At 52.5% G+C, this 22,360-nt stretch carries 18 protein-coding genes, 10 tRNA genes and 2 rRNA genes (1 of these 30 cut by a window edge); 3 read left to right on the top strand and 27 right to left on the bottom strand.

What is annotated here, in order from left to right; all coding sequences use genetic code 11:
- Positions 1-135 precede the first annotated feature (135 nt).
- Positions 136-1,431, top strand: coding sequence for a uracil permease (uraA, locus tag ACSFXJ_RS07275; protein ID WP_435924510.1), 1,296 nt, complete (start codon positions 136-138; stop codon positions 1,429-1,431).
- Positions 1,432-1,554: 123 nt separating this feature from the next.
- On the opposite strand, the gene ACSFXJ_RS07270 is transcribed toward uraA, so the two are convergent.
- The 6 genes from ACSFXJ_RS07270 to ACSFXJ_RS07245 all read right to left on the bottom strand — a co-directional run bounded on the left by ACSFXJ_RS07270 (position 1,555) and on the right by ACSFXJ_RS07245 (position 8,150).
- Positions 1,555-2,073 (bottom strand): adenine phosphoribosyltransferase, encoded by a 519-nt coding sequence (locus tag ACSFXJ_RS07270; protein WP_435924509.1) that lies wholly within the window; start codon positions 2,071-2,073, stop codon positions 1,555-1,557.
- 51 nt (positions 2,074-2,124) lie between these two features.
- Complete coding sequence (gene recJ / locus ACSFXJ_RS07265) at positions 2,125-4,527, bottom strand: single-stranded-DNA-specific exonuclease RecJ (RefSeq protein WP_435924508.1); 2,403 nt, start codon at positions 4,525-4,527, stop codon at positions 2,125-2,127.
- Positions 4,528-4,558: 31 nt separating this feature from the next.
- Positions 4,559-5,515 (bottom strand): cation diffusion facilitator family transporter, encoded by a 957-nt coding sequence (locus ACSFXJ_RS07260; protein WP_435924507.1) that lies wholly within the window; start codon positions 5,513-5,515, stop codon positions 4,559-4,561.
- A gap of 111 nt (positions 5,516-5,626) precedes the next feature.
- The gene (gene secF, locus ACSFXJ_RS07255; protein WP_435924506.1) at positions 5,627-6,520 is read right to left on the bottom strand and encodes a protein translocase subunit SecF; all 894 of its coding nucleotides are present in this window, start codon (positions 6,518-6,520) and stop codon (positions 5,627-5,629) included.
- Positions 6,510-7,763 carry a protein translocase subunit SecD gene (secD, locus tag ACSFXJ_RS07250; protein ID WP_435924505.1) on the bottom strand — a complete coding sequence of 418 codons (1,254 nt, stop codon included), beginning with the start codon at positions 7,761-7,763 and terminating at the stop codon, positions 6,510-6,512. Before secD ends, secF begins: the two co-directional genes overlap by 11 nt.
- A gap of 129 nt (positions 7,764-7,892) precedes the next feature.
- Entirely contained in the window at positions 7,893-8,150 is a 258-nt protein-coding gene (locus tag ACSFXJ_RS07245) for a post-transcriptional regulator (protein ID WP_435924504.1), read from the bottom strand.
- A 168-nt stretch (positions 8,151-8,318) separates the two neighbouring features.
- On the opposite strand from ACSFXJ_RS07245, the gene spoVB reads away from it, so the two are divergent.
- Entirely contained in the window at positions 8,319-9,905 is a 1,587-nt protein-coding gene (gene spoVB, locus ACSFXJ_RS07240; protein WP_435924503.1) for a stage V sporulation protein B, read from the top strand.
- Here spoVB and ACSFXJ_RS07235 read toward each other — a convergent pair.
- On the bottom strand, positions 9,902-10,621 hold the full coding sequence (locus tag ACSFXJ_RS07235) for a DUF421 domain-containing protein (protein ID WP_435924501.1): 720 nt from the start codon (positions 10,619-10,621) through the stop codon (positions 9,902-9,904). The genes spoVB and ACSFXJ_RS07235 overlap by 4 nt on opposite strands.
- A 168-nt stretch (positions 10,622-10,789) precedes the next feature.
- Here ACSFXJ_RS07235 and ACSFXJ_RS07230 point away from each other — a divergent pair, with 168 nt between their 5' ends.
- Positions 10,790-11,182, top strand: a complete 393-nt coding sequence (locus ACSFXJ_RS07230; protein ID WP_435924500.1) for a TIGR04086 family membrane protein — start codon at positions 10,790-10,792, stop codon at positions 11,180-11,182.
- A gap of 58 nt (positions 11,183-11,240) precedes the next feature.
- Here ACSFXJ_RS07230 and yajC read toward each other — a convergent pair whose 3' ends face one another.
- The 20 genes from yajC to ACSFXJ_RS07130 form a co-directional block, all read right to left on the bottom strand.
- Positions 11,241-11,546: a preprotein translocase subunit YajC gene (gene yajC / locus ACSFXJ_RS07225; RefSeq protein WP_435925699.1), complete on the bottom strand. Its 306-nt coding sequence runs from the start codon at positions 11,544-11,546 to the stop codon at positions 11,241-11,243.
- A 35-nt stretch (positions 11,547-11,581) separates the two neighbouring features.
- On the bottom strand, positions 11,582-12,721 hold the full coding sequence (gene tgt, locus ACSFXJ_RS07220; RefSeq protein WP_435924499.1) for a tRNA guanosine(34) transglycosylase Tgt: 1,140 nt from the start codon (positions 12,719-12,721) through the stop codon (positions 11,582-11,584).
- 28 nt (positions 12,722-12,749) lie between these two features.
- Positions 12,750-13,778 (bottom strand): tRNA preQ1(34) S-adenosylmethionine ribosyltransferase-isomerase QueA, encoded by a 1,029-nt coding sequence (gene queA, locus ACSFXJ_RS07215; RefSeq protein ID WP_435924498.1) that lies wholly within the window; start codon positions 13,776-13,778, stop codon positions 12,750-12,752.
- Between the two features lie 12 nt (positions 13,779-13,790).
- Complete coding sequence (locus ACSFXJ_RS07210; RefSeq protein WP_435924497.1) at positions 13,791-15,887, bottom strand: SpoIID/LytB domain-containing protein; 2,097 nt, start codon at positions 15,885-15,887, stop codon at positions 13,791-13,793.
- A gap of 40 nt (positions 15,888-15,927) precedes the next feature.
- Positions 15,928-16,935, bottom strand: a complete 1,008-nt coding sequence (gene ruvB / locus ACSFXJ_RS07205) for a Holliday junction branch migration DNA helicase RuvB (RefSeq protein WP_435925698.1) — start codon at positions 16,933-16,935, stop codon at positions 15,928-15,930.
- Between the two features lie 38 nt (positions 16,936-16,973).
- Positions 16,974-17,594 carry a Holliday junction branch migration protein RuvA gene (gene ruvA / locus ACSFXJ_RS07200; protein WP_435924496.1) on the bottom strand — a complete coding sequence of 207 codons (621 nt, stop codon included), beginning with the start codon at positions 17,592-17,594 and terminating at the stop codon, positions 16,974-16,976.
- Positions 17,591-18,094: a crossover junction endodeoxyribonuclease RuvC gene (gene ruvC / locus ACSFXJ_RS07195; RefSeq protein WP_435924495.1), complete on the bottom strand. Its 504-nt coding sequence runs from the start codon at positions 18,092-18,094 to the stop codon at positions 17,591-17,593. Before ruvC ends, ruvA begins: the two co-directional genes overlap by 4 nt.
- Positions 18,095-18,293: 199 nt before the next feature.
- Positions 18,294-18,983, bottom strand: coding sequence for a BofC C-terminal domain-containing protein (locus ACSFXJ_RS07190; RefSeq protein ID WP_435924494.1), 690 nt, complete (start codon positions 18,981-18,983; stop codon positions 18,294-18,296).
- A 127-nt stretch (positions 18,984-19,110) separates the two neighbouring features.
- Positions 19,111-19,184: transfer RNA gene (locus ACSFXJ_RS07185), tRNA-Pro, on the bottom strand.
- 5 nt (positions 19,185-19,189) lie between these two features.
- Positions 19,190-19,269, bottom strand: a tRNA-Leu gene (locus tag ACSFXJ_RS07180).
- A gap of 17 nt (positions 19,270-19,286) precedes the next feature.
- Positions 19,287-19,363, bottom strand: a tRNA-Arg gene (locus ACSFXJ_RS07175).
- 6 nt (positions 19,364-19,369) lie between these two features.
- Positions 19,370-19,444 (bottom strand) — tRNA-Gly (locus ACSFXJ_RS07170).
- Positions 19,445-19,460: 16 nt separating this feature from the next.
- Positions 19,461-19,536, bottom strand: a tRNA-Lys gene (locus tag ACSFXJ_RS07165).
- A 26-nt stretch (positions 19,537-19,562) separates the two neighbouring features.
- Positions 19,563-19,639, bottom strand: a tRNA-Asp gene (locus ACSFXJ_RS07160).
- 31 nt (positions 19,640-19,670) lie between these two features.
- Positions 19,671-19,744: transfer RNA gene (locus ACSFXJ_RS07155), tRNA-Met, on the bottom strand.
- Positions 19,745-19,764: 20 nt separating this feature from the next.
- A tRNA-Val gene (locus ACSFXJ_RS07150) sits at positions 19,765-19,840 on the bottom strand.
- A 77-nt stretch (positions 19,841-19,917) separates the two neighbouring features.
- Positions 19,918-19,992 (bottom strand) — tRNA-Glu (locus tag ACSFXJ_RS07145).
- Positions 19,993-19,997: 5 nt separating this feature from the next.
- Positions 19,998-20,073 (bottom strand) — tRNA-Asn (locus tag ACSFXJ_RS07140).
- 7 nt (positions 20,074-20,080) lie between these two features.
- Positions 20,081-20,197 (bottom strand): 5S ribosomal RNA (rrf, locus tag ACSFXJ_RS07135).
- Between the two features lie 59 nt (positions 20,198-20,256).
- Positions 20,257-22,360, bottom strand: a 23S ribosomal RNA gene (locus ACSFXJ_RS07130) (it continues 828 nt past the right edge of the window).

Below are 22,360 nucleotides of genomic sequence, written 5' to 3'. Positions count from 1 at the left end.
AATGTGAACGGCCGTTCCGGGCAAATCTGTAGAATAATGCGGCACTGTACATTTTCTTGTTGAAAAATGCCGGCAATCTCATTATCCTATTAAGGATAGTTTTTCATAAGCGGAAAAATAGAGGAGTGACACTGCTTGCAACGTGAAATCCAAGTTAATCAGAAGGTTCCGTTCGGACCCGGCGCGCTGCTGAGTATCCAGCATTTGTTCGCCATGTTTGGCAGCACCGTGCTCGTACCGAACCTGTTCGGCGTCGACCCGGGCATGATTTTGCTGATGAACGGCATCGGCACCCTGCTCTACATCTTTATTTGTAAGGGGAAAATCCCCGCCTATCTCGGGTCCAGCTTTGCTTTCATTGCACCGGTTCAGCTTGTTTTGATGAATCACCCGGGTAATGGCTACGCTCTCGCTCTGGGCGCCTTCATTGTGACGGGTCTTATCTTTATGGCTATTGGTCTTCTTGTAAAATACGCCGGAACCTCCTGGATCGATGTCGTCTTCCCGCCGGCGGCGATGGGGGCCGTCGTGGCTCTGATCGGGCTTGAACTCATCCCCGTGGCCGCAGGTATGGCCGGCTGGATCTCGGACGACCCTTCCAAATCTTGGTCGCCGGATCCGACGAGCATTTTGCTGTCTCTGGTTACGCTGGGCGTCACGGTTCTCGGAGCCGTTTTGTTCCGCGGTTTTCCGAAAATCATTCACATTCTGATCGGGATCGTCTCCGGCTACGTCCTCGCCCTCATCCTGGGTGAAGTGGATAAGGCAAAAATCGCCGAAGCCAAATGGTTTACCCTTCCGACCGTAACGACACCGCAATGGGATACCTCCGTCATCTTTACGATCATTCCCGTCGCGCTCGTCGTCATCGTCGAACATATCGGGCATTTGCTCGTGACCAGCAATATCGTCGGCAAGGACCTGTCGAAGGACCCGGGCCTGCACCGGTCGCTTCTAGGTAACGGGATATCGACGATTTTTTCGGGCTTTGTCGGCTCCACGCCGAATACGACTTACGGTGAAAATATCGGCGTCATGGCCCTCACCAAAGTGTACTCCGTGTTCGTCATCGGCGGAGCGGCGATTATAGCCATCTTGCTCTCTTTCCTCGGAAAGTTTTCGGCGATTATCGCGGTCATCCCGCCGCCGGTCATGGGCGGTGTTTCCTTGCTGCTCTTCGGGGTCATCGCGGCCTCCGGTTTGCGGATCTTCGTGGAGCAAAAGGTCGACTTCTCCAAGCCGACGAATATGCTGCTCGCAACCGTCGTCCTTGTCGTGGGCCTCAGCGGTACGACGCTGACCTTTGGCAATGTCCAACTGAAAGGGATGGCTCTCGCCACCATCGTCGGCATTTTGCTCAGCCTGTTCTTCAAGCTGATTCAGGTGCTTGGCTGGTCGAACGACAAAGACGAGGAAGGGGCTGCGCACTAGTCGCCAGTCTAATGATTTGATACACACACCTTAAAACGGATTATATGCAAAGATACAATTAAAAGGGGCTATCCGGATTGGTCCTAAAGACCTTCCGGGATAGCCCCTTTTTTAATTAACGCTTTAAAAGTCGTAATGCACCAGAGAGAAGACATCGATTCCCGGCAGCTTCGCGCGGCCGTTCAATTCGCCGAGTTCGATCAGGAATGCGGTTCCTACGACATTTCCTCCCAGCTTGCGGACCAGTTCCACCGAGGTCGAAATGGTTCCCCCCGTAGCCAGCAAATCGTCGGCGATCAGAACATTTTGCCCCGGTTTGATCGCATCGCTGTGCATCGCCAAACGATCCTTGCCGTACTCGAGGTCATAACCGATCTCGATCGTATCGTACGGCAATTTCCCGCTCTTGCGGATCGGCACGAACCCTACGCCCATCGCATAAGCGAGAGGCGCCCCTACAACAAAGCCGCGCGCCTCGGGGCCTGCGATAAGATCGATTTTCAACCCGGATACGCGTTGTTTTAATTCTTCGATGGCCAGTCTGTACTTCTCGCCGTCGTTCAGCAATGTCGTAATATCCTTAAAGCTAATGCCGGGTTGCGGAAAATCCGGAATGACCCGGATATAGTCTTTGAAATCCAATACTATCTCCTCCTAAAATGCCGATAAGAACTGTTGTTTGAAAAGTCTTTTTTATGAAGCCCCTTGACGGGTTTGCATCCATTTCACGATTTGAGGCACCTGCGCATGCAGCAGCTGTTCCGTTTCGGCCAGCAGCGCGAGCTCCCTGTACCTGATTGAAGATTCCAGCGCCCGTTTGGCCGGGGAAGGATTTAACGTAATCGTATCCGAAGTCCGCATGATAAACCCGAGCTCCTCGAACACTTCCAACGTCAGGCCAAGCATCCTACCCGACAAGCGCGTCCTCGCTTTCAGCGCCGAAATCAAATCATCCTGGCGAATTCCCTCTGCCGCCATGCTTCTTATAAGCGCGTAAACCACCTTAAAACGGTCGCGTGACGGCGGTTCAAGCAATTCATGCGCCGATGTCTTTGGATGCAGCAAGTAAACTCTCTCCAGAGCACCGAACATGGTTAGTATGCTGTCCAGCTCCACCGGCGATTCCGGCAGTTCTAAAATAAACAGCGTGGTAATGTCCTCTGCCCCGGTTGTTCCCATCCTGGTGTTTACCGGACCGGCACCGACTCCACTATCATATACCCAAACGGAGAGTCCGTTCAAATGGCCATTTTCGCGATGTTTTGAATCCGCATTTACCAAAACAGCCGCCTGATCCGATCCGGCAAAAGAAAATTTGAACAGCTCGCTTGCGATCTCTTCCGTTTTGGAAGCCACATTTGAGCAACCGCGATAATCATACACCTGTAAATGCGGAACCGCAATATCCTGAATCATAAGCTGAGGCTTGCGTGAGCCGTTCCATTCGTTTATGCCGGCTTCCGCCACCAGATCTATCGTATCCCCTTCGGACAAAAGGAAGGTGAGATCTCCCTTTCCAAAGGCGACAGCCTCCATTCTTCTTCCGCCTTGCTCCAGCGTCAGCCGTAAATGCTTCCCGTCCTTCCCCATTTGACGGTATTCAGTCAGTTTCATGCCGCGAATAAGCAAACGGGGACATGGATTCCCCATCCCGAAGGGTGCTAGTGCATCCAACTCCTCAATGGTTTGGAGCGTGACATCATGAAGCGAGCACTCCAGATCCGCCTCCATGACCGGAATAAAATGTTCCTGCGTCAACCGTCCGGAGGCGAATTCGTTCAAGCGCCGTTCAAACTCGGCCAGCCGTTCGCCATGAAGCGACATCCCGGCGGCAGATGGGTGACCTCCGTAATGGTCCATGAGATCGGCGCAATGAGTCAACGCCTCATAAATGTCGAGCCCTGGAATGGATCTTGCCGAACCCTTGCATTCTCCGGTATCGGGGTTTATCCCCAGCACTAGCGTCGGGCGGTAGTAACGTTCAAGGATTTTGGAAGCGACGATCCCGACAACTCCTACATTCCATCCTTCGCCGGCAACGACGATCACATCCGGAATGCCGCCGTTTTCAGCCTCTTTTGCCGCCAACTGATCCATCGCTTCCTGAACGATTTCTTCAACCAAGGCTTGCCTCTCCTTATTCAGGAGGTCAAGCTCGAGCGCGGCCCGTTCGGCTTCATCCCGGCTTGGGGTAGTCAGCAGTTCCACCGCCATCTTGGCATGGCTCATCCGTCCGCTAGCGTTAATACGGGGGGCCAGTCCGAAAGCGACATGGGTTGAGGTCACTTCCCCCGTCTTCCAACCTGCAGTTTCCAAGAGCGCCGTCATTCCCGGGAATGCGGATTTCGCCATCGAAGCCAGCCCGTAACGGACGATAATCCGATTTTCTCCGGTAAGCGGCATCAAATCCGCGATCGTTCCGAGAGCGGCAAGCTCCGTCCACTCGGAGGGCAATTCGCTTCCGAGCAATGCCGAAGCCAGCTTGTAAGCCACACCCACGCCGGCCAGGCCTTTAAAAGGATATGAGCAGTAAGGAAGCTTCGGATTGATAAGCGCGTAGGCATCCGGCAGCTTCTCCGGCGGTTCGTGGTGGTCCGTCACAATGACATCCATGCCGGCACCGGAGGCAAAGGCAATCTGTTCTACGGCGCTGATCCCCGTGTCAACCGTGATAACCAGAGTAACGCCTCGTTCCCTTGCTTCAACCAGCGGAGGAATATGTAAACCGTATCCTTCCTTGGACCGATGGGGAATATAGTACTCGAAATCGGCTTTCATATAACGCATAAGATGAATCATCAGCGAAGTGGATGAAACCCCGTCCGCATCGTAATCTCCGTAGATCAAGATCCGCTCGCCCTGCTCGACCGCCTTAAGGATCCGCGGAACCGCCTCCTTCATGCCGCTGAGCAGGAAAGGATCATGCAGTTCTTCCATGGTTCCTTGCAAGAAACGGGAAGCGGCCAAAGGTTCTCCAAGACCTCTATTCATCATCAGCGAAGCGACCAGCGGCGAAACATTCATTTGCCGAGCCAGCAAATCCGCTGCATTCCGGTCGAAGGTTTGCGGCTTCCATAGATATTTAGGTTGGAGCATGATATCACCCTCTTTCTCGGCTGCCCGTCACCTATTGGATCAGGGTCGACTGTTGGTCGCCGGATCCTTCATAGTTGCTTTTGTACGGATACCCCGGGTCATAAGGCATGACCTGGATACTAACGTCAATGATGTGTGAAAACCGGTTCATTAGCAGCATTTTGGCCCGGGCTGCGATTTCATTCGCTTCCATAACCGTGATCCGCGGATTCACGCTGATTCGGGCCGTGACCATTACATAATGGCCATTCTCTCTTGCTTTCAGTTCATCCACCGTGATGACCCCGTGAACCCGTTGGACGGTTTCAATAAAGCGGGCGGCATCCTCTTCCTGAAGATCCGAAACCAGAGCGTTATATACTGAATTTCTAACCATCCGGTATACTCTCAAAATAATCAAGACAGCCACGACCAGTGCGGCTGCGGGGTCCATATAGAGAAGTACGGGGATGTCCCGGGCATGTCCGAACATCGCTCCAAAAATCCCGATCAGGACAACAACGGATGAATACAGGGAAAAACGGTGTGCCTCGACAAGGGCCTGCGCGAAATCTCCCGGTTGCTTCCTGGACTTGCGATATTGCAGCTGGAACACCGCTTCTTTTAGCGCGATGGAGATTACGATGGCCACCCCGGCCAAGTATTCCGGCGGAGCCGGTTCTCCTTTCGAGAAAGCCGATATCGACGACATTCCCATTTGAATGCTGCCCATCAGTAAAAAGACGGAAAGGAAAACCACAAACAACGTCCCCCGAGCCCTGCCGGACCCCGGCCTGAATGGGTGCGCTTTCTTTTTAGACAACCATGGCATCTTCACTTTGTCGGAAACGATGGCCGTTGCGTCCAATGCCGAATGAAGCGCATCGGATAGCAGTGCCCGGCTGTCGAATAGAAGGCCGACCGTTCCCTTGAATGCAGCCAATACGATATGATGGGCAAAGCCGAGCCATGCCGCAGAAGCTGCTGTAATTTCATGTTCGCGAGACATAGTTATCCTCCTGAAGCGCATTTTCCGTAAAGAGTGACCAAAGCCGCGTCAAGTTATCGACGCGGCTCGATCATATCAAACAAAAGGCGAAGCCGCCCTATTCGCACGTACTTAGGACGCTTTGGCCGGCTTATTTTTTTGTTTGCTCTTAAGAAGGAACCACAACGGGCTGGCGATAAAGATCGATGAATAAGCACCGAACAGAAGCCCGATAACCATCGCCAGCGAGAACATCCGGATCGACTCCCCGCCCAGCAGGAACAGGAAGAAGGCTGCGATGAAAACCGTCAAAGCGGTATAAATGGAACGCATGATCGTTTGGGAGACGCTTCGGTTCACCAGCTCGATCAGGTCCTGACGGTTTTTCAGCTTGGCAAACCGCAAGTTTTCGCGTATCCGGTCAAAAATAACGATCGTGTCGTTAATGGAGTAACCGATAATCGTCAAAACCGCTACGATAAACGTCAAATCCACTTCAAGCCTGAAAATGGAGAAGACCGCAATCACCATGAACGCATCATGGAGCAATGCAACGATCGCCGCGATCGCAAAACGCCATTCAAACCGGATGCTGACGTATATGATAATGCCGATGCTGGAAATCAATACGGCGTAGATCGCGTTCCGGGCCAGCTCTTTAGCCATTTCCGGATCAACGGTGTTGACTTCGAACGAAGCCTTTTCGTCAAGCTTGGAAATTCCCGCTTTCAGCTGGGATTCCTGATCTTCGTTAAGGACGTTGTTAAACCGGATTGTCATCCGATTTTCCCCGGGGTTAACCGTCGTTCCTTCATTGATGCCAAGCTCGTCCAAAATCGGATTCACTTGGTCGGCCGTCAACGTTTTGGAAAGTGAAATATCGACATTCGAACCGGCTCTGAAGTCGACGCTGTAATTCAATCCGAGCACCGCAAGACAAATGAGCCCCACGATGGTCAGAGAGATGGAAATCATGTAGAAATATTTGCTCAGATGCACATAATTCAGGTTTTTATTAAAGCTCACGAATTTCACTCTCCTTTACACCGAAGTATTTCGGCTTCAACAGTTTTCCGGCTTTAAGCAGCAGGTTCAGAAGCCAGCGGGAGAGGTAAACATTCGTAGCGATACTGAGCACGATTTCCACGATGAGTACAAGCGCAAAGCCTTTGACCGCACCGGTCCCGAACCAATACATGACGGCGGCGACGATAATCGTTGTAATGTTCGAATCCAGAACCGTGCGCAGGGAATGCTTGTCCCCGGCCTTGACGGCGGACATTACGCTCTTGCCGCTCCGCATTTCTTCATGAATCCGTTCATTCGTAATGATATTGGCGTCGACGGCCATCCCGATCCCCAGAATAAGCGCGGCGATACCCGGCAAAGTAAGGGTGAAATCGGCCCATTCAAACACTAGGATCAGCAGCCAGGTGTGTACGATCAGCGTGAAAGCGGCGATCAGCCCGGGAGCCCGGTACATGCCGATCATAAAGATCAAAATAAACGCCGATGCAATCAAGCCTGCTTCGATCGTTCTATCAAGCGATTGCTGTCCCAGCGTCGCGCCCACGCTCTGCGAGTATTTCTCGGTCAGCTTCAGCGGAAGGGCGCCGAGGTTGATCTGATCGCGCAGCTCCTTGGCTTCGTTCAAATCCCCGCCTACGCTGATCGAAGCGGTTCCGTCCGTAAGGACAGCCTGAACGACAGGAGCGGAGATCAGAGTGTCATTCATATAGATGGCGAGCGGCTGGCCCAGCAAGCGCTTGGTCACTTCCGCAAATTTGTCCTTGTCTTTAACCTTGATGGTAACAAGGGGTTCGTTCATCTGGTTGAATTCCAGTTGGGCGCCGTTCTCAACAAAATCGGTCCCGTTCATTTCGATTTTATTGTAATCATTCTGGGTCTTTTCCGTGCCGTCCTTACTGCGGAACGTCAGCGAAGCCGGTTCTTTCATTTGCTTCCGCACTTCGGCTTCGTCCGTTACGCCTGCAAGTTTCAGACGGATTCGGTTCGTACCTTCTGTGGTAACTTCAGGCTCGCTCGTCCCTAATTTGTTCGCCCGTTCTTCCAGGCTTTGCGCCGTTTTCAAAAGGGACTCTCTCGTTACTTTGGCGCCGCCTTCCATCGGTGTCGCTTCGTACAAAATCTCGAATCCGCCTTTTAAGTCAAGGCCGAGATGCAAATTTTTCAACAGGCCGGGGGTTGTCCATACCATGATGCCGGCAGTGACGACCACGACGGTTATGAATGCGATAATTCTTTTCATCCCGTACTTTCTTCCCCTTTCAATTCTCAATATTCCTATTATAGCGATGCGTGAAAAGCCAGTCAATTTATCTAATCATGTCGTTTTGTTTAAAAAATAGCCGTCAAATTCTCACAAAAAAGACCCCTTTCAATCGAAACGGGATCCACGAAATGCGGAAATCGTCATATAGTTCATAAACTGGGTTACTTTCAAGGAAAGGATATCGTTTACCAATTGATACATCGGCGGGAAACCGTGTTTCTCGTAGTTCTGGCTGACGCATTCCCAAATGTCCGGACCGGTGACATGCTCGTATCCGATCATCCGGAATTCCTCCGCCTTGCTTCGGCATAGTCCTTCGATCGCCTCATTTAACTCCTTCTCGCTCAGTTCCCCTTCAGCCATCGTGATGCCCCCTTCCTCCATCCGTCTTTTATTATTCTAACCTATTTTATGGTTCCTGCCTACGGTCCAGAAAAAGACAAGTCATGAAGCGGGACAGGTACGGCATATTCATTAAAGTAAACGCCAAAGCTTGTATGTTTATCTCGTTTATGGGGAGAGGGAACCGATTTGAATAAACAAACTTTTATTCAGGGCACCATGATATTGCTGGCCGCCGGTATCATCAACCGCATTCTCGGCTTCATCCCCCGGATTTTGCTTCCCCGGGTGATCGGAGCGGAGGGAGTCGGACTTTACCAGCTCGGATACCCGTTTTTTCTCGTTCTTGTCACGATCATATCCGGCGGTCTCCCTTTAGCCGTCGCCAAGCTGGTTGCCGAGGCCGAATCATCCGGAAAGCCTGACCGCTCCAAAGCGATCTTGCGGACGAGCCTGATCTTCGCCGCGGTATCCGGGGCCTTATTTACGGTGCTCTGCGTCGTTCTAGCCCCTTGGGCCAGCAGACATATCCTGACGGATCCTCGAGTCTATCACACGTTCGTGGCGATGAGCCCGATGATTGCCATCGTTGCGGTGTCTTCGGTTTATCGAGGATATTTTCAGGGGAAGCAGGACATGATTCCTTCCGCCGCCTCATCTATTATAGAAACGATTGCAAGAATCGCCTGCGTGTTGTGGTTTTCCTTTTTGCTCCTCCCTATGGGCATCGAATACGCGGCTGCGGGGGCTATGCTCGGAGTCGTTGCGGGAGAAGTCGCCGGATTGGCGGTGCTTTTGTGGCAATTTCGCCGGCTTAGAAAGCGTGAAGGGAGTCCGGCCGTCGCGGTACCCGTTCCTGCCGCCGCCGATCCGGTTCATTCCGGAGGAAAGTTTTTGCCTACGCTAAAAAGAATTATGCGCATCGCTATCCCCGTAACCGGCGGCCGTCTCGTCGGGTCCCTGTCCTATTTGCTGGAGTCCATCACGACGGCCCGAAGCCTGGCTCTCGCGGGGATTGCTACAGCCATTGCCACGTCGCAGTATGGTGCGCTGCAAGGCATGATCATCCCTTTGCTGTTGCTTCCGGGAGCACTGACCTCTTCATTGGCAGTCTCGCTGGTTCCATCGCTTGCGGACGCACAGGCCAGAAACGATACGAAAACCATTAATTTACGGATGCACCAGTCGATCCGGCTTGCGTTGGTCACCGGAGCACCTTTTGCCGTTATTATGTATGTTTTGGCCGAGCCTCTGTGCCAGTTCATATACAATAATACGGAAATAGCGGGCATGCTGAAAATCATGGCTCCGTTCGCCCTTTTCCTCTATGTCCAGCCTCCGTTTCAGGCCGCACTACAGGCACTGGATAAGCCCGGGCGCGCACTGATCAATACGTTAATCGGAGCCATCATTAAAATTTCCCTTATATTTTATTTGGCGTCTAACCCTGGGCTTGGGATTTATGGTGCGATCATCGCGATTATTATCAACATCATTATCGTAACTTTGCTCCATGGATACAGTGTTTCAAAATCCATCGGCTACCGTCTGCCGGTTATTGATATACTTAAAGTTTGCTGTGCCATGATCATCATGGCTGGCATCGCTTCCTATCTTTTCAACGAAATTTCGTTCGGTTCCGGCCTTGCAATCCAGTTTCTCAGCGCAGCTTCGATTTCGGGAATCGTGTACCTTCTGTTGGCCGGCGTCATGGGGCTGGTCGATCTGCAGGATCTCAAGCGGCTTCCGTTGCTACGCAGATGGATAGGACGTTAATTTTTTCGGTTAATATAGATTCTTCCCTTATGATCGATCGAACAAAAGAAAACGTCTTTAAAATCATAAATTCCTTCGGCCTGGATTTGATTCTTCAGCCAAAATCTCGTTTTGCCGATTTGCTTAAGATTGTGGTCGTCGACTTTACCGTCCAAAATCAGCGGAAACGGGAGGGCTTCGAATTTTACTTTGGAATTGAGCGTGATCCGCTCTTGCTTGTCTTTGCCCTTGGCGTCGGTAGAATTGTCGGAGGAGGATTCATTTTCTTTCGGCATAACGCTGAGTTTGCCGCTTGTTTCCAGCACGGCGAATTCCACGTCGGCGACGCTATCGATATTTTGCTCACGGAGCTGCATAAGCAGATCATCCAGGTTGTACCTCTGTTTTTTCATCTCTTTCTGATTGATGTCTCCTCCTCGGATCAGCACGCTGGGCTTGCCGTCGAACCACAGCCGCATCTTTCTGAACCTTAGGGATAGAAAAGCGATGGCAAGCTGAATGATCAGCAATATAAGCATGGGGACAATTCCTTCGTAAAGAGGGCGCTCCACATCCTCTACTGCGAAAACGGCGGTTTCGGCGATCATCACCGAAATAACGAGGTCAAAAATGGAAAGATGGCCGATTTCCCTTTTACCCATGATCCTCATTATCGCAAAAACCATCGCATACATAAGCAGAGTTCGCAGAACGATTGCCCAAAGGTGCGCTGTCACGAGGAAAATCCCCTCCTGTCGTCTTTTTCTCATGAGTGTACCCAGTATTCTACCCGGGCGTATCGGTTCCATGCGAAACAATATATTCCTAAAAGGCCGGAAAAAACGGACATATTCTCGGCAGCTTGGCCATAGAATGGGGTATCAATATCGATTGGAGGACCCGCCATGCACTTTCTACGCCGTTTGGTATCGATCCGGCTTTCCCAACCTACCTTATCCGGTTTATGGTACGCCTTTTTGTGGATGATGATCGGCGCCTTTATTTTATCTTTATTATTGCAGGGAAATATCCTCGAAGAGGATGAGCTCGCCTGGTATACTTATCTGATACATGCAGTCTCGCTTCTCGGGGGAGGACTCGTATCGGGAAAGCGTGCAGGACAGAAAGGGCTTTATCAGGGAACAATAACAGGCCTGTTTTACAGTATTTTGCTGCTGATGATCAGTTTTCTCGCTTTGGACAGTAAAATAGGCTGGAACGATCTGGTTCTGGTACTGCCTGCGGTATTGCTGGCCGCCGTCGGCGGGGTCTTCGGAGTAAATTTGAAGAAAAGATAAAAGAAAAAAAGCACGAGGATACTCCTAAGAGTCCCGTGCTTTTTTGAGTTAAAGAAGCTTATTTGCTTTCGGAATCGACCCGATGGCTGATGGCATTACGGTCGAACGTGAGCTTGGTCACATCGTTGACGCGAAGAACGACAATATCGTCCGTCAATTCCATGATCGTTCCGTGCAATCCGCCGATCGTAACGATTTTATCGCCTTTTTGAAGCGCATTGAGCATATTATTGCGGGTTTGCTGCTTTTTCTTCTGCGGACGAATCAACAGAAAGTAGAATACGGCAAACATGATGATCAGCGGGACGAGAAACGAAATCAACCCGCCGGCACCGCCTGCTGGTGTTGCTGCTAATGGAAACATCATTCTTCCTCCTTTCAACCTATAACTGCAATTTTTTAGAATCCTTTTTCATTGCCAAACAGACCGTACTGTTCAAAAAACTCATCCCGGAAGTCCAGCAGCCTGTCATCCATGATAGCCTGACGGACTTTGCCCATCAGGTTGATCAGGAAATACAGATTGTGGTATGTAGTCAACCGAAGACCGAACGTTTCGTCCGCTTTAATAAGATGACGGAGATAAGCTCGGGAATAATTACGGCAAGTGTAGCATCCGCACTCCGGATCCAGTGGTCCAAAATCTTTGGCATACTGAGCGTTGCGAACAACCAGTCGGCCTTGGCTGGTCATCGTTGTCCCGTTACGGGCAATTCGCGTCGGCAGAACGCAGTCAAACATATCGACTCCGCGAATCGCTCCTTCGATCAAGGCATCAGGAGAGCCGACCCCCATAAGATAGCGGGGCTTGTTTGAAGGCAAAAGCGGAACCGTACACTCCAACATTTCATACATGAGATGTTTGGGCTCGCCCACACTCAGTCCACCAATAGCATACCCCGGAAAATCCAGGGAAGTCAAATCTCTGGCGCTTTGCTTCCGCAAGTCCTCAAACATGCCGCCCTGAACGATGCCGAAAAGCCCTTGATCATGCGGTCTGGCATGGCTTTTCAGGCAGCGCTCCGCCCACCGGGTGGTCCGTTCCATAGACTGTTTTACATAGTTGTAGTCGGCGGGATAAGGGGCACATTCATCAAAAGCCATCATGATATCCGGTCCGAGCGCGTTCTCGATTTCCATCACCACTTCCGGCGACAGAAACAATTTATCCCCGTTCAAATGGGAGCGGAAGTGAACGCCTTCTTCCGTAATCGTGCGCATTTCGCTAAGCGAAAACACCTGGAACCCGCCGCTGTCGGTCAAAATGGCCCGGTCCCAATTCATAAACTTGTGAAGTCCTCCGCCTTCTCTGACGATCTCATGCCCGGGACGCAAAAACAGATGATACGTATTGCTGAGAATAATCCGTGCATCCATTTCTTTGAGTTCTTCCGGACTCATCGTTTTGACCGTAGCCAGAGTCCCTACCGGCATGAATACGGGCGTTTCGATCGTACCGTGCGGAGTATGCACTCTCCCGAGCCTTGCCCCGGATTGTTTGCATGTTTTGATGTGTTCATAGGTAATCGCTGCTGCCATGATTATCATCCATCCTTAAAAGAGTTCCTTAGTAAATAAACATCGCGTCGCCAAAGCTGAAAAAGCGGTATCTTTGTTCAATCGCTTCGCGGTACGCGGCCAAGATGTGCTCGCGCCCCGCCAAAGCACTGACGAGCATGACCAACGTTGATTTCGGCAGGTGAAAGTTCGTGATGAGCGCGTCAACCAGACCGAACTTGTAGCCCGGATATATGAAAATGCCCGTCCACCCGCTGCTCGCCGTTACCGGACCATCGCCGCATTTTTGCGCCACCGTTTCAAGGGTTCGGCATGAAGTCGTGCCTACCGCAATGATTCGGCCGCCCCGGGCTTTGGTCTCGTTAAGTACATCCGCCGTCTCTTGGGGAAGCACATAATATTCTTCGTGCATCACGTGGTCCTCGACGCGATCGACGGACATCGGACGGAATGTCCCGAGTCCGACGTGCAGGGTTACAAAGGCGACCTGAACCCCTTTCGCCTTGATCTGATCAAGCAGCGATTCGGTGAAGTGCAAACCTGCCGTTGGCGCGGCCGCTGATCCTTCATGCTTGGAGTAGACTGTCTGGTAACGCTCTCGGTCGTCCAGCTTTTCCTTGATATAAGGCGGAAGAGGCATCTGACCGAGCCGATCGAGAATTTCATTGAAGATCCCCTGGTATTCAAAACGAAGCACACGGCCGCCCATATCGCCTTCCGATTCGATCGTCGCTTTCAATTCGTCGCCAAACACGATAACCGCGCCTGTCTTTAGCTTCTTCCCCGGCTTCACGAGGGCTTCCCAGCGGTCCTCGCCCATATTTTTGAGCAGAAGAACTTCCGCTTTGGCCCCGGTATCTTCCTTCACTCCGAACAATCGCGCCGGGATGACGCGTGTATCGTTCAACACCAGCGTATCGCCGGGCTGAAGGTAATCGACGATGTCCGAAAATACATGATGGGCCGTGCTTCCGTCCCGCTTATTCAAAGTCAGCAGCTTGGAGGCGCTGCGCTCCTCAAGCGGAGTTTGCGCAATCAATTCCTCCGGCAATTCGAAATCATACAAATCAACATTCATATATTAACGCCTTCATTCCTTGTCTATAGTCACATTTTGGTAGTAGTGTTGCAAAATTTCCCGGTAATCATACCCGGCTTCCGCCATTCCTTTGGCTCCCCACTGGGACATGCCCAGGCCATGACCGTATCCTTTGCCGACAAACAGATATTCATTGTTCTGATCGATGATCCTTGCGTTCCCGTCTCCGCCCATGACAACCAGGTCCCCGCCGTTCCATGCTTTAGCGCCGCTTGCGCTGAGCACTGTCGTTCCGGAGGTCGCGGTTCCGTTCGCCGTCTGGCCGTCGGCACTCTGTACAGTATACCTTCCGGTCTGCACAATATCAAACAAGGTGCTCGGCAGTCCGTTCAACGCCGACCGGAAAGCGTCCGGATATCTCACATCGACGATTTGCCCGTTGGCTTTGATCTGTGTCACCCGACCGGATGGACCTCTCTGGGTCACTTCCAAATTCGAAATCGGCGAAGGCACTTCTGTCGTCGTCTTCCCTTTGAGCGACTTCAATAGTTCGGCGGAACTGTAAGGGCCGCGGATCCAGGAATAGGCTCCCGATTCATCGACCGAATCGAGCACGATTGCTTTATCGCCGGGATTCATTTTTGCCACGGGATCGACATCGGATTGAACGAGCGGAAGCGGTCTTACATTCACGGAGCTTGTTGTGACCGTCAGCTTTTTTAAGCCCGCGCCGGTCGTCTCTCCGGTCATCGACGTATTATCTTCCCTGACGTATCCCGTCTGTCCGTTGGAGAGAAGCACATGGTACCACTTTTTAAGCGTTGCTTGCGCTACTTCGTCTTCTTTGCTCGGGACGCTGGAATACACGGAATTTACGTTGCCCCACACTTCGGTGGAATCCGCAGTGATCCCGCCGCTATTGGAAGCGAAGATCCCTTCCACGATTTTCCCGTTTGCTTTCAACACTTCGCCGGCGGTACTGTCTACCGCCTGGACGAGGCTGTCCGCTTCAGCCCCGGCACCGTTATAGACTTGGCTTAACGTCGTATCCACCAGTCCCGCGACTTTAAATTTATTCAGGGATGCGTTATATAGCGCAAAACTCCGTGCGGCCACGGCCTGCGCCTTCAATGATTCCTGCGGCCAAGAAGACGACATCTCGGCGCCGAGGACGGAATAGAGATACTGCTCAAGCGGCACTTCATTGACTAACGCAAGCTGACCGTTATATCGGCTGATTTCAAAATCGCCGCGATATTTACGGCCTGAACGCTCCACGACTTTTAACATGGCATCGTCGGCTCCGTCGCGAACCCAAAGAGCCTCATTGCCGCTTAGCTCATAATGCTCTACCGCCGAAGGCGAATCGAGGTTTAACGTCACGTCGCTATGAAGGATCAGAGCCGGCAAGCTCCGATCTGCCGGCGCCCATGCATATTGCGGAAAGGTCTGAGCCAATTGCGCCTGCATCGTACCCATTTCGGCTTCGCCCGAAGCTCCGCCCGCCCATACGGCAAATTGCTGCGGTCCCGTAACCACGACGGCGGCTTCGGTTCCTTGCGAACTCAAATTGCCGACGACCGCTTCCGCCTCGGCCTTACTTCCATAGCTGCCTGCCGAAACATAAAAATCGCCGCGAACCGACGGTTTCTGCCCGTTCAGCCAAGCAGAAGCCGTGCCCGCCACGCGGCTGACTGCTTTTTCCGCCTCCGCCACGGTAGCGTACGGACCTGTATAAATCCGGTAAACGGTTCCGTTTGCATTGTTTTGCGAATATATCAAGGGTTTGTCGGTCGTGCCCTGCAGCTTTTTGGCCGCTGCCGCCGCCGTCTTCCAATCGTTCGTTTCCAAGGCTTTGACTTTAAATCCCGTAACGCTAAACCGGACGGATTGTCCAGGTGCAAATTCCAGCCAATTCCCCGTGGATTGAAGACCTGCGCCCCAACCGGTTTCCCCGGCAATCGTTATCGCGGGGGTCGTCGATTTGTACGTCGAGCCGAAGTCAAGGTACATGGCTACGCGGATGCGGGTTCCGTTACTGTCCGCATCGGCGGATGCCGGAAGCTGAATCGCTCCGGCCAGCAAAAGTCCTGCAATGATCCCTTTTCCCCATCTGCTCCATTTCAATCCCGTTCTTGATCCTTTCACGCGGTAAACTCCTCCTTCATGATGCCAGGCTTTTTGCGATTTATTTGTTGTCGTCCGGCAGCGGCAGCCCCAGGTGGTGGTATGCCGCCGGCGTGACGACTCTCCCCCTCGGCGTCCGTTGCAGATAACCGATTTGCAGCAGGTATGGTTCGTACACATCTTCGATCGTCTGGCTTTCCTCGCCGATCGTCGCGGCGATCGTGTCCAGGCCTACCGGGCCGCCACGGAAATTCATCACCATGGCACGCAGCATCTTATGGTCGATCAGGTCGAGTCCCATGGGATCAACCTGGAGCATCTGCAAAGCTTCTTTGGCGATTTCCGGCGTAATCATTCCGTCGCCTCGTACCTGTGCGTAGTCCCTCACCCGTTTCAGCAGCCGGTTGGCGATCCGCGGCGTTCCTCTCGAGCGCAGCGCGATTTCATCCGCGGCATCTCCGATAATTTGGATCCCTAATATATCGGCTCCCCGGGAAACGATAAAACTCAATTCGTCCTTCGTATAATATTCCAGACGGCTGACGACCCCGAACCGGTCGCGGAGCGGAGCTGACAAAAGCCCGGCACGCGTTGTCGCCCCGACCAAGGTGAACGGGGGCAAGTCCAATCGGACGGAGCGTGCGCTCGGCCCCTTGCCGATCATGATATCCAGCGCGAAGTCCTCCATGGCCGGATACAGCACCTCTTCGACCGTCCGATGCAATCGGTGGATTTCATCGATAAACAAAACGTCGCCTTCCTGAAGGTTGGTCAGCAATGCGGCAAGATCGCCCGGGCGTTCGATTGCAGGCCCGGAGGTCGTGCGCAAATTCACGCCAAGCTCGTTGGCGATAATGTTGGCAAGCGTCGTTTTCCCCAGCCCCGGAGGCCCGTATAGCAGGACGTGATCCAGCGCTTCCTTGCGCATTTTCGCCGCTTCAATATATATTTTCAGATTCTCTTTGATCTGATTTTGTCCGATGTACTCCGCCAAATAGCGGGGACGCAGGCTTAGCTCGACCGCCTGATCCTCCATCATCAAGTTCGCGGAAATGATCCGGTCTTCCATCATGGCTCTCTAAGCACCTCTCTCTCGTAAATCCGTGTTCAACCCGCATACAGCAGCTTGAGGGCTTTTTTCATTACCGAATCGACGGCTTCGTCCTGAGCGACCTGATCCTTCAGCTTTACCCAAGCCCGGTCCAACTCGGCCTCGGTATATCCTAAGGCCTTCAAGCCTTCCCTTGCTTCAGGCCAGCCTGGATGTCCGTCCTGAAGCGCGGCGGCTCCAGCCGGTACGGGATCGAAAAGGGTAGCCATGCCGCCGAGTCCCTCGAGCTTGTCCTTCAAGTCGAGGATCATGCGCTGCGCCGTCTTTTTTCCGATTCCGGGAAGCTTCGTCAAAAACGTGATGTTCTCTTGATGGATGGCCGCGACCACCGTATCCGGATTGCCCCCGCTCAAAATGCCGAGCGCGACTTTCGGCCCGATGCCCGATACCTCGATCAGCTTGCGGAACAGCCTCTGTTCCTCCCGGGTCGGGAATCCGAACAGGAGAATGGCGTCCTCCCGTACGTGCTGATGCGTATAAATGGTAATCGTCTCTTGGTTTTTGGCGGCAAAAGCATAGGGATTCGGGCAAAACACCTGATACCCAATCCCCTGCACATCCAGCACAACATACTCATGTTCCAGATGGACAACCTGTCCCCTTAAAAAATCGATCATGATCTCAATACCTCGTTCAGCTTGGAATTTAACGTGCTGGAATGGGCGTGGCATATCGCTACCGCCAGCGCGTCGGCAACGTCGTCCGGTTTCGGGATGGCCTGCAGCTTCAAAAACATTCTCGTCATTTCCTGGACCTGCCTTTTTTCGGCTTTCCCGTAACCGACGATCGCTTGCTTCACCTGCATCGGCGTATACTCGGACACGGGCAGTCCCTTTTGAACGGCAGCCAAGACCATGACTCCCCTGGCTTGACCAACCGACATGGCCGTCGTCACATTGCGGTTAAAAAACAGCTTTTCCAGCGCAACCGCATCCGGCTTGTATTTATCGATCAACTGTACCATTCCTTCATAGACATGAAGCAACCTTTCTTCTTCCGGCGTATGGGCTTCCGTCTGAATGCACCCATACTGAACCGGAACCAACTTGCTCCCCTGCTTATCAATAAATCCGAAACCTACGATGGCGATTCCGGGGTCGATACCCAATATTCGCAAAATCAACTCTCCCCACATGCCCTTTGTCTTCCGAATCGGCCGTGTTCCGTCCAAACCCGGACTATGCTCGAATAAGCGAACATATGTATTCAATTCATTATATCAAAAGTTTCGACGGATTGAGGAAAAAGTTTGCTGGGGAAGGCTCGGGAAAAGCAAAAAGAGACGTTGCTCCGCAACGTCCCTCTCAAAATTTATTTTATTGGCCGGTTTGCTGCATCGTGTTTTTCGAAGGCTCCACGGCAAAGTCGCTGAAAGTCGAAAGCACGCTGTTGTATTCCTCAACATCCTGAATCCGTATTCCGTTGTTCAATTGCTTCAGCACTTCCGAAGGAAGGGCGCTTTCCATCGTTTCCACATCGAGTTGAAAAAAGGTCCGGATCACCTTTTCCTCCTTGGGAGGCCCTTCAAACAGGCTGAGATTTCCGCTCTTGTCGATACCGACATATCCATCGCGCCGGCAAGTTTCCGACAATCCTTGAATCTTTTCATCAAACCAAACGTCTCCCCCGGGTGCCAGCCGTCCTGCCCAGTCGGGGTGCGATTTGGCCATTTCGGCAATCTCCTTAGGCTTCATTAAGCCTAAAACGGTGCTTTCTTCGCCGCAGGTGAAGATTTTGTTCAGATGCACGATCCGGACACGCCCGGACTTTACAAGCTCATCAAGCCAATCCTGCAGTTGGTCTGCGTTTTCCTCCGCTTCAAGGTATTGCCCCCAGGTTTCTAAAACCAGCGGCTCCTTGGTCATCAGATCTTTCATTTGATCGGATAAGCCTATGCCTTTCCAGGCCATCCAGGCGACAAGGACAAACGCGCCGATCGTCCAAATCGTCCGGTTCCATCGCATCCAACGTTTTTTGAGCCTTTTTTTTGTATGAAAAATATTCACGAGGATCCCCTTCTATCGGAGTTTTACGTCTATTGTGACCGTGAAGAAGGAGGAATATTCAAAATTCGCCAAGGATCTTCCGGAAAAGACAAATAAAAAAACAGCCATCAACGATGACTGTTTTTGATCGGGACGACACGATTCGAACATGCGACCCCCTGGTCCCAAACCAGGTGCTCTACCAAGCTGAGCTACGTCCCGATGTATGCCGGTGAAGGGACTCGAACCCCCACGGTTTCCCTCACGATTTTGAGTCGCGCGCGTCTGCCAATTCCGCCACACCGGCATATTCAATTAAAAAAGTGGCGCGCCCTAAGAGATTCGAACTCCTGACCTTTTGATTCGTAGTCAAACGCTCTATCCAGCTGAGCTAAGGGCGCATAATATGGAGCGGACGACGGGAATCGAACCCGCGACCCTCGCCTTGGCAAGGCGATGCTCTACCGCTGAGCCACGTCCGCAAACAAAAATTAAAACTGGTGAGCCATGAAGGACTCGAACCTTCGACACCCTGATTAAAAGTCAGGTGCTCTACCAACTGAGCTAATGGCTCGCATAAGCGAATCTAAGTTGTAAAAATGGCGGAGCCGACGGGATTCGAACCCGCGGTCTCCTGCGTGACAGGCAGGCATGTTAGGCCTCTACACCACGGCTCCACACTTTTGGGTACCCCTGTTAAAGGGATAATTGCGGGGGCAGGATTTGAACCTGCGGCCTTCGGGTTATGAGCCCGACGAGCTACCGGGCTGCTCCACCCCGCGTCAGTATAAGTAAATCTATATGGTGGAGGCTGAGGGGATCGAACCCCCGACCCTCTGCTTGTAAGGCAGATGCTCTCCCAGCTGAGCTAAGCCTCCGAAATTATGAATGTCTGGGGTCCCCGAAAAGTAATCGGATTACACCACAGAGCTTGACTTCACTTTTTGGGGTGTGTTGGTGACCCGTAGGGGATTCGAACCCCTGTTACCTCCGTGAAAGGGAGGTGTCTTAACCCCTTGACCAACGGGCCATGAATGGCTCCCCGAACAGGACTCGAACCTGTGACAACTCGATTAACAGTCGAGTGCTCTACCAACTGAGCTATCAGGGAATATTATGCTTGGCGGCGTCCTACTCTCCCAGGACCCTTCGGTCCAAGTACCATCGGCGCTGGAGGGCTTAACGGTCGTGTTCGGGATGGGTACGCGTGGAACCCCTCCGCCATCGCCACCAAACGGTTCAAGCGTTGATCGCCTGAAAACTGGATACGAAACTTCATTTGCGTGTTAGTTCTTTGGATAAGCCCTCGACCGATTAGTACTGGTCAGCTCCACACATTGCTGTGCTTCCACCCCCAGCCTATCAACCTCGTCGTCTTCAAGGGGTCTTACTAGTTGGGAAATCTCATCTTGAGGGGGGCTTCACGCTTAGATGCTTTCAGCGCTTATCCCGTCCGCACTTAGCTACCCAGCTGTGCTCCTGGCGGAACAACTGGTGCACCAGCGGTGCGTCCATCCCGGTCCTCTCGTACTAAGGACAGCTCCTCTCAAATTTCCTACGCCCACGACAGATAGGGACCGAACTGTCTCACGACGTTCTGAACCCAGCTCGCGTACCGCTTTAATGGGCGAACAGCCCAACCCTTGGGACCTACTTCAGCCCCAGGATGCGATGAGCCGACATCGAGGTGCCAAACCTCCCCGTCGATGTGGACTCTTGGGGGAGATAAGCCTGTTATCCCCAGGGTAGCTTTTATCCGTTGAGCGATGGCCCTTCCATGCGGTACCACCGGATCACTAAGCCCGACTTTCGTCCCTGCTCGACTTGTCAGTCTCGCAGTCAAGCTCCCTTATGCCTTTGCACTCTTCGAATGATTTCCAACCATTCTGAGGGAACCTTGGGGCGCCTCCGTTACTCTTTAGGAGGCGACCGCCCCAGTCAAACTGCCCGCCTGACACTGTCCCCGCACCGGATCACGGTACCAGGTTAGAACTCCGATACGATCAGGGTGGTATCCCAACGGCGCCTCCACCGAAGCTGGCGCTCCGGCTTCCTAGGCTCCCACCTATCCTGTACAAATCGTATCAAAGTCCAATATCAAGCTGCAGTAAAGCTCCATGGGGTCTTTCCGTCTTGTCGCGGGTAACCTGCATCTTCACAGGTATTAAAATTTCACCGGATCTCTCGTTGAGACAGCGCCCAAGTCGTTACGCCATTCGTGCGGGTCAGAATTTACCTGACAAGGAATTTCGCTACCTTAGGACCGTTATAGTTACGGCCGCCGTTTACTGGGGCTTCAGTTCATAGCTTCGGGATTGCTCCCTAACCACTCCCCTTAACCTTCCAGCACCGGGCAGGCGTCAGCCCGTATACTTCGCCTTGCGGCTTCGCACAGACCTGTGTTTTTGCTAAACAGTCGCTTGGGCCTTTTCACTGCGGCCCCCTCGGGCTATTCACCCTACCGAGGCACCCCTTCTCCCGAAGTTACGGGGTCATTTTGCCGAGTTCCTTAACGAGAGTTCTTCCGCGCGCCTTAGAATTCTCTTCTCGCCTACCTGTGTCGGTTTGCGGTACGGGCACCTTCACCTGGCTAGAGGCTTTTCTTGGCAGTGTGAGATCATGACCTTCGGTACTGTAAATTTTCCCTCCCCATCACAGCCCAGCCTTAACGATGTGCGGATTTGCCTACACATCAGCCTCACTGCTTGGACGAGCATCCATCAGCTCGCGTCACTACCCTACTGCGTCACCCCATTGCTCATAACGGTTTACGGTGGTACAGGAATTTCCACCTGTTGTCCTTCGACTACGCCTTTCGGCCTCGCCTTAGGTCCCGACTTACCCTGAGCGGACGAACCTTCCTCAGGAACCCTTAGGCTTTCGGCGGATCAGATTCTCACTGATCTTTTCGTTACTCATACCGGCATTCTCACTTGAATGCAGTCCACCAGTCCTTCCGGTCTGACTTCAACCCGCATTCAACGCTCCCCTACCCCTGATGCAAAGCATCAAGCCATAGCTTCGGTGGTGTGTTTAGCCCCGTTACATTTTCGGCGCAGAGTCACTCGACCAGTGAGCTATTACGCACTCTTTAAATGGTGGCTGCTTCTAAGCCAACATCCTGGTTGTCTGTGCAACTCCACATCCTTTCCCACTTAACACACACTTGGGGACCTTAGCTGATGGTCTGGGCTGTTTCCCTTTTGACAATGGATCTTAGCACTCACTGTCTGACTCCCGGATAATCAGTCTATGGCATTCGGAGTTTGACTGAGCTTGGTAACCCTTGCGGGCCCCGCACCCAATCAGTGCTCTACCTCCACGACTGTCATTTCCGAGGCTAGCCCTAAAGCTATTTCGGGGAGAACCAGCTATCTCCGAGTTCGATTGGAATTTCT

The sequence above is a fragment of the Paenibacillus salivarius genome (assembly GCF_051307165.1).
Lineage (GTDB): Bacteria > Bacillota > Bacilli > Paenibacillales > Paenibacillaceae > Fontibacillus.
This window is presented reverse-complemented; position numbering and strand designations above follow the sequence as displayed.

What these genes read in the sequence shown, in the direction of transcription:
- recJ (WP_435924508.1), bottom strand. Translation starts at nt 4,527, where the DNA reads ATGCTCCAACCTAAATATCTATGGAAGCCGCAAACCTTCGACCGGAAT.
- ACSFXJ_RS07260 (WP_435924507.1), bottom strand. Translation starts at nt 5,515, where the DNA reads ATGTCTCGCGAACATGAAATTACAGCAGCTTCTGCGGCATGGCTCGGC.
- secD (WP_435924505.1), bottom strand. Translation starts at nt 7,763, where the DNA reads ATGAAAAGAATTATCGCATTCATAACCGTCGTGGTCGTCACTGCCGGC.
- ACSFXJ_RS07245 (WP_435924504.1), bottom strand. Translation starts at nt 8,150, where the DNA reads ATGGCTGAAGGGGAACTGAGCGAGAAGGAGTTAAATGAGGCGATCGAA.
- ACSFXJ_RS07230 (WP_435924500.1), top strand. Translation starts at nt 10,790, where the DNA reads ATGCACTTTCTACGCCGTTTGGTATCGATCCGGCTTTCCCAACCTACC.
- yajC (WP_435925699.1), bottom strand. Translation starts at nt 11,546, where the DNA reads ATGTTTCCATTAGCAGCAACACCAGCAGGCGGTGCCGGCGGGTTGATT.
- tgt (WP_435924499.1), bottom strand. Translation starts at nt 12,721, where the DNA reads ATGGCAGCAGCGATTACCTATGAACACATCAAAACATGCAAACAATCC.
- queA (WP_435924498.1), bottom strand. Translation starts at nt 13,778, where the DNA reads ATGAATGTTGATTTGTATGATTTCGAATTGCCGGAGGAATTGATTGCG.
- ruvB (WP_435925698.1), bottom strand. Translation starts at nt 16,935, where the DNA reads ATGGAAGACCGGATCATTTCCGCGAACTTGATGATGGAGGATCAGGCG.
- ruvA (WP_435924496.1), bottom strand. Translation starts at nt 17,594, where the DNA reads ATGATCGATTTTTTAAGGGGACAGGTTGTCCATCTGGAACATGAGTAT.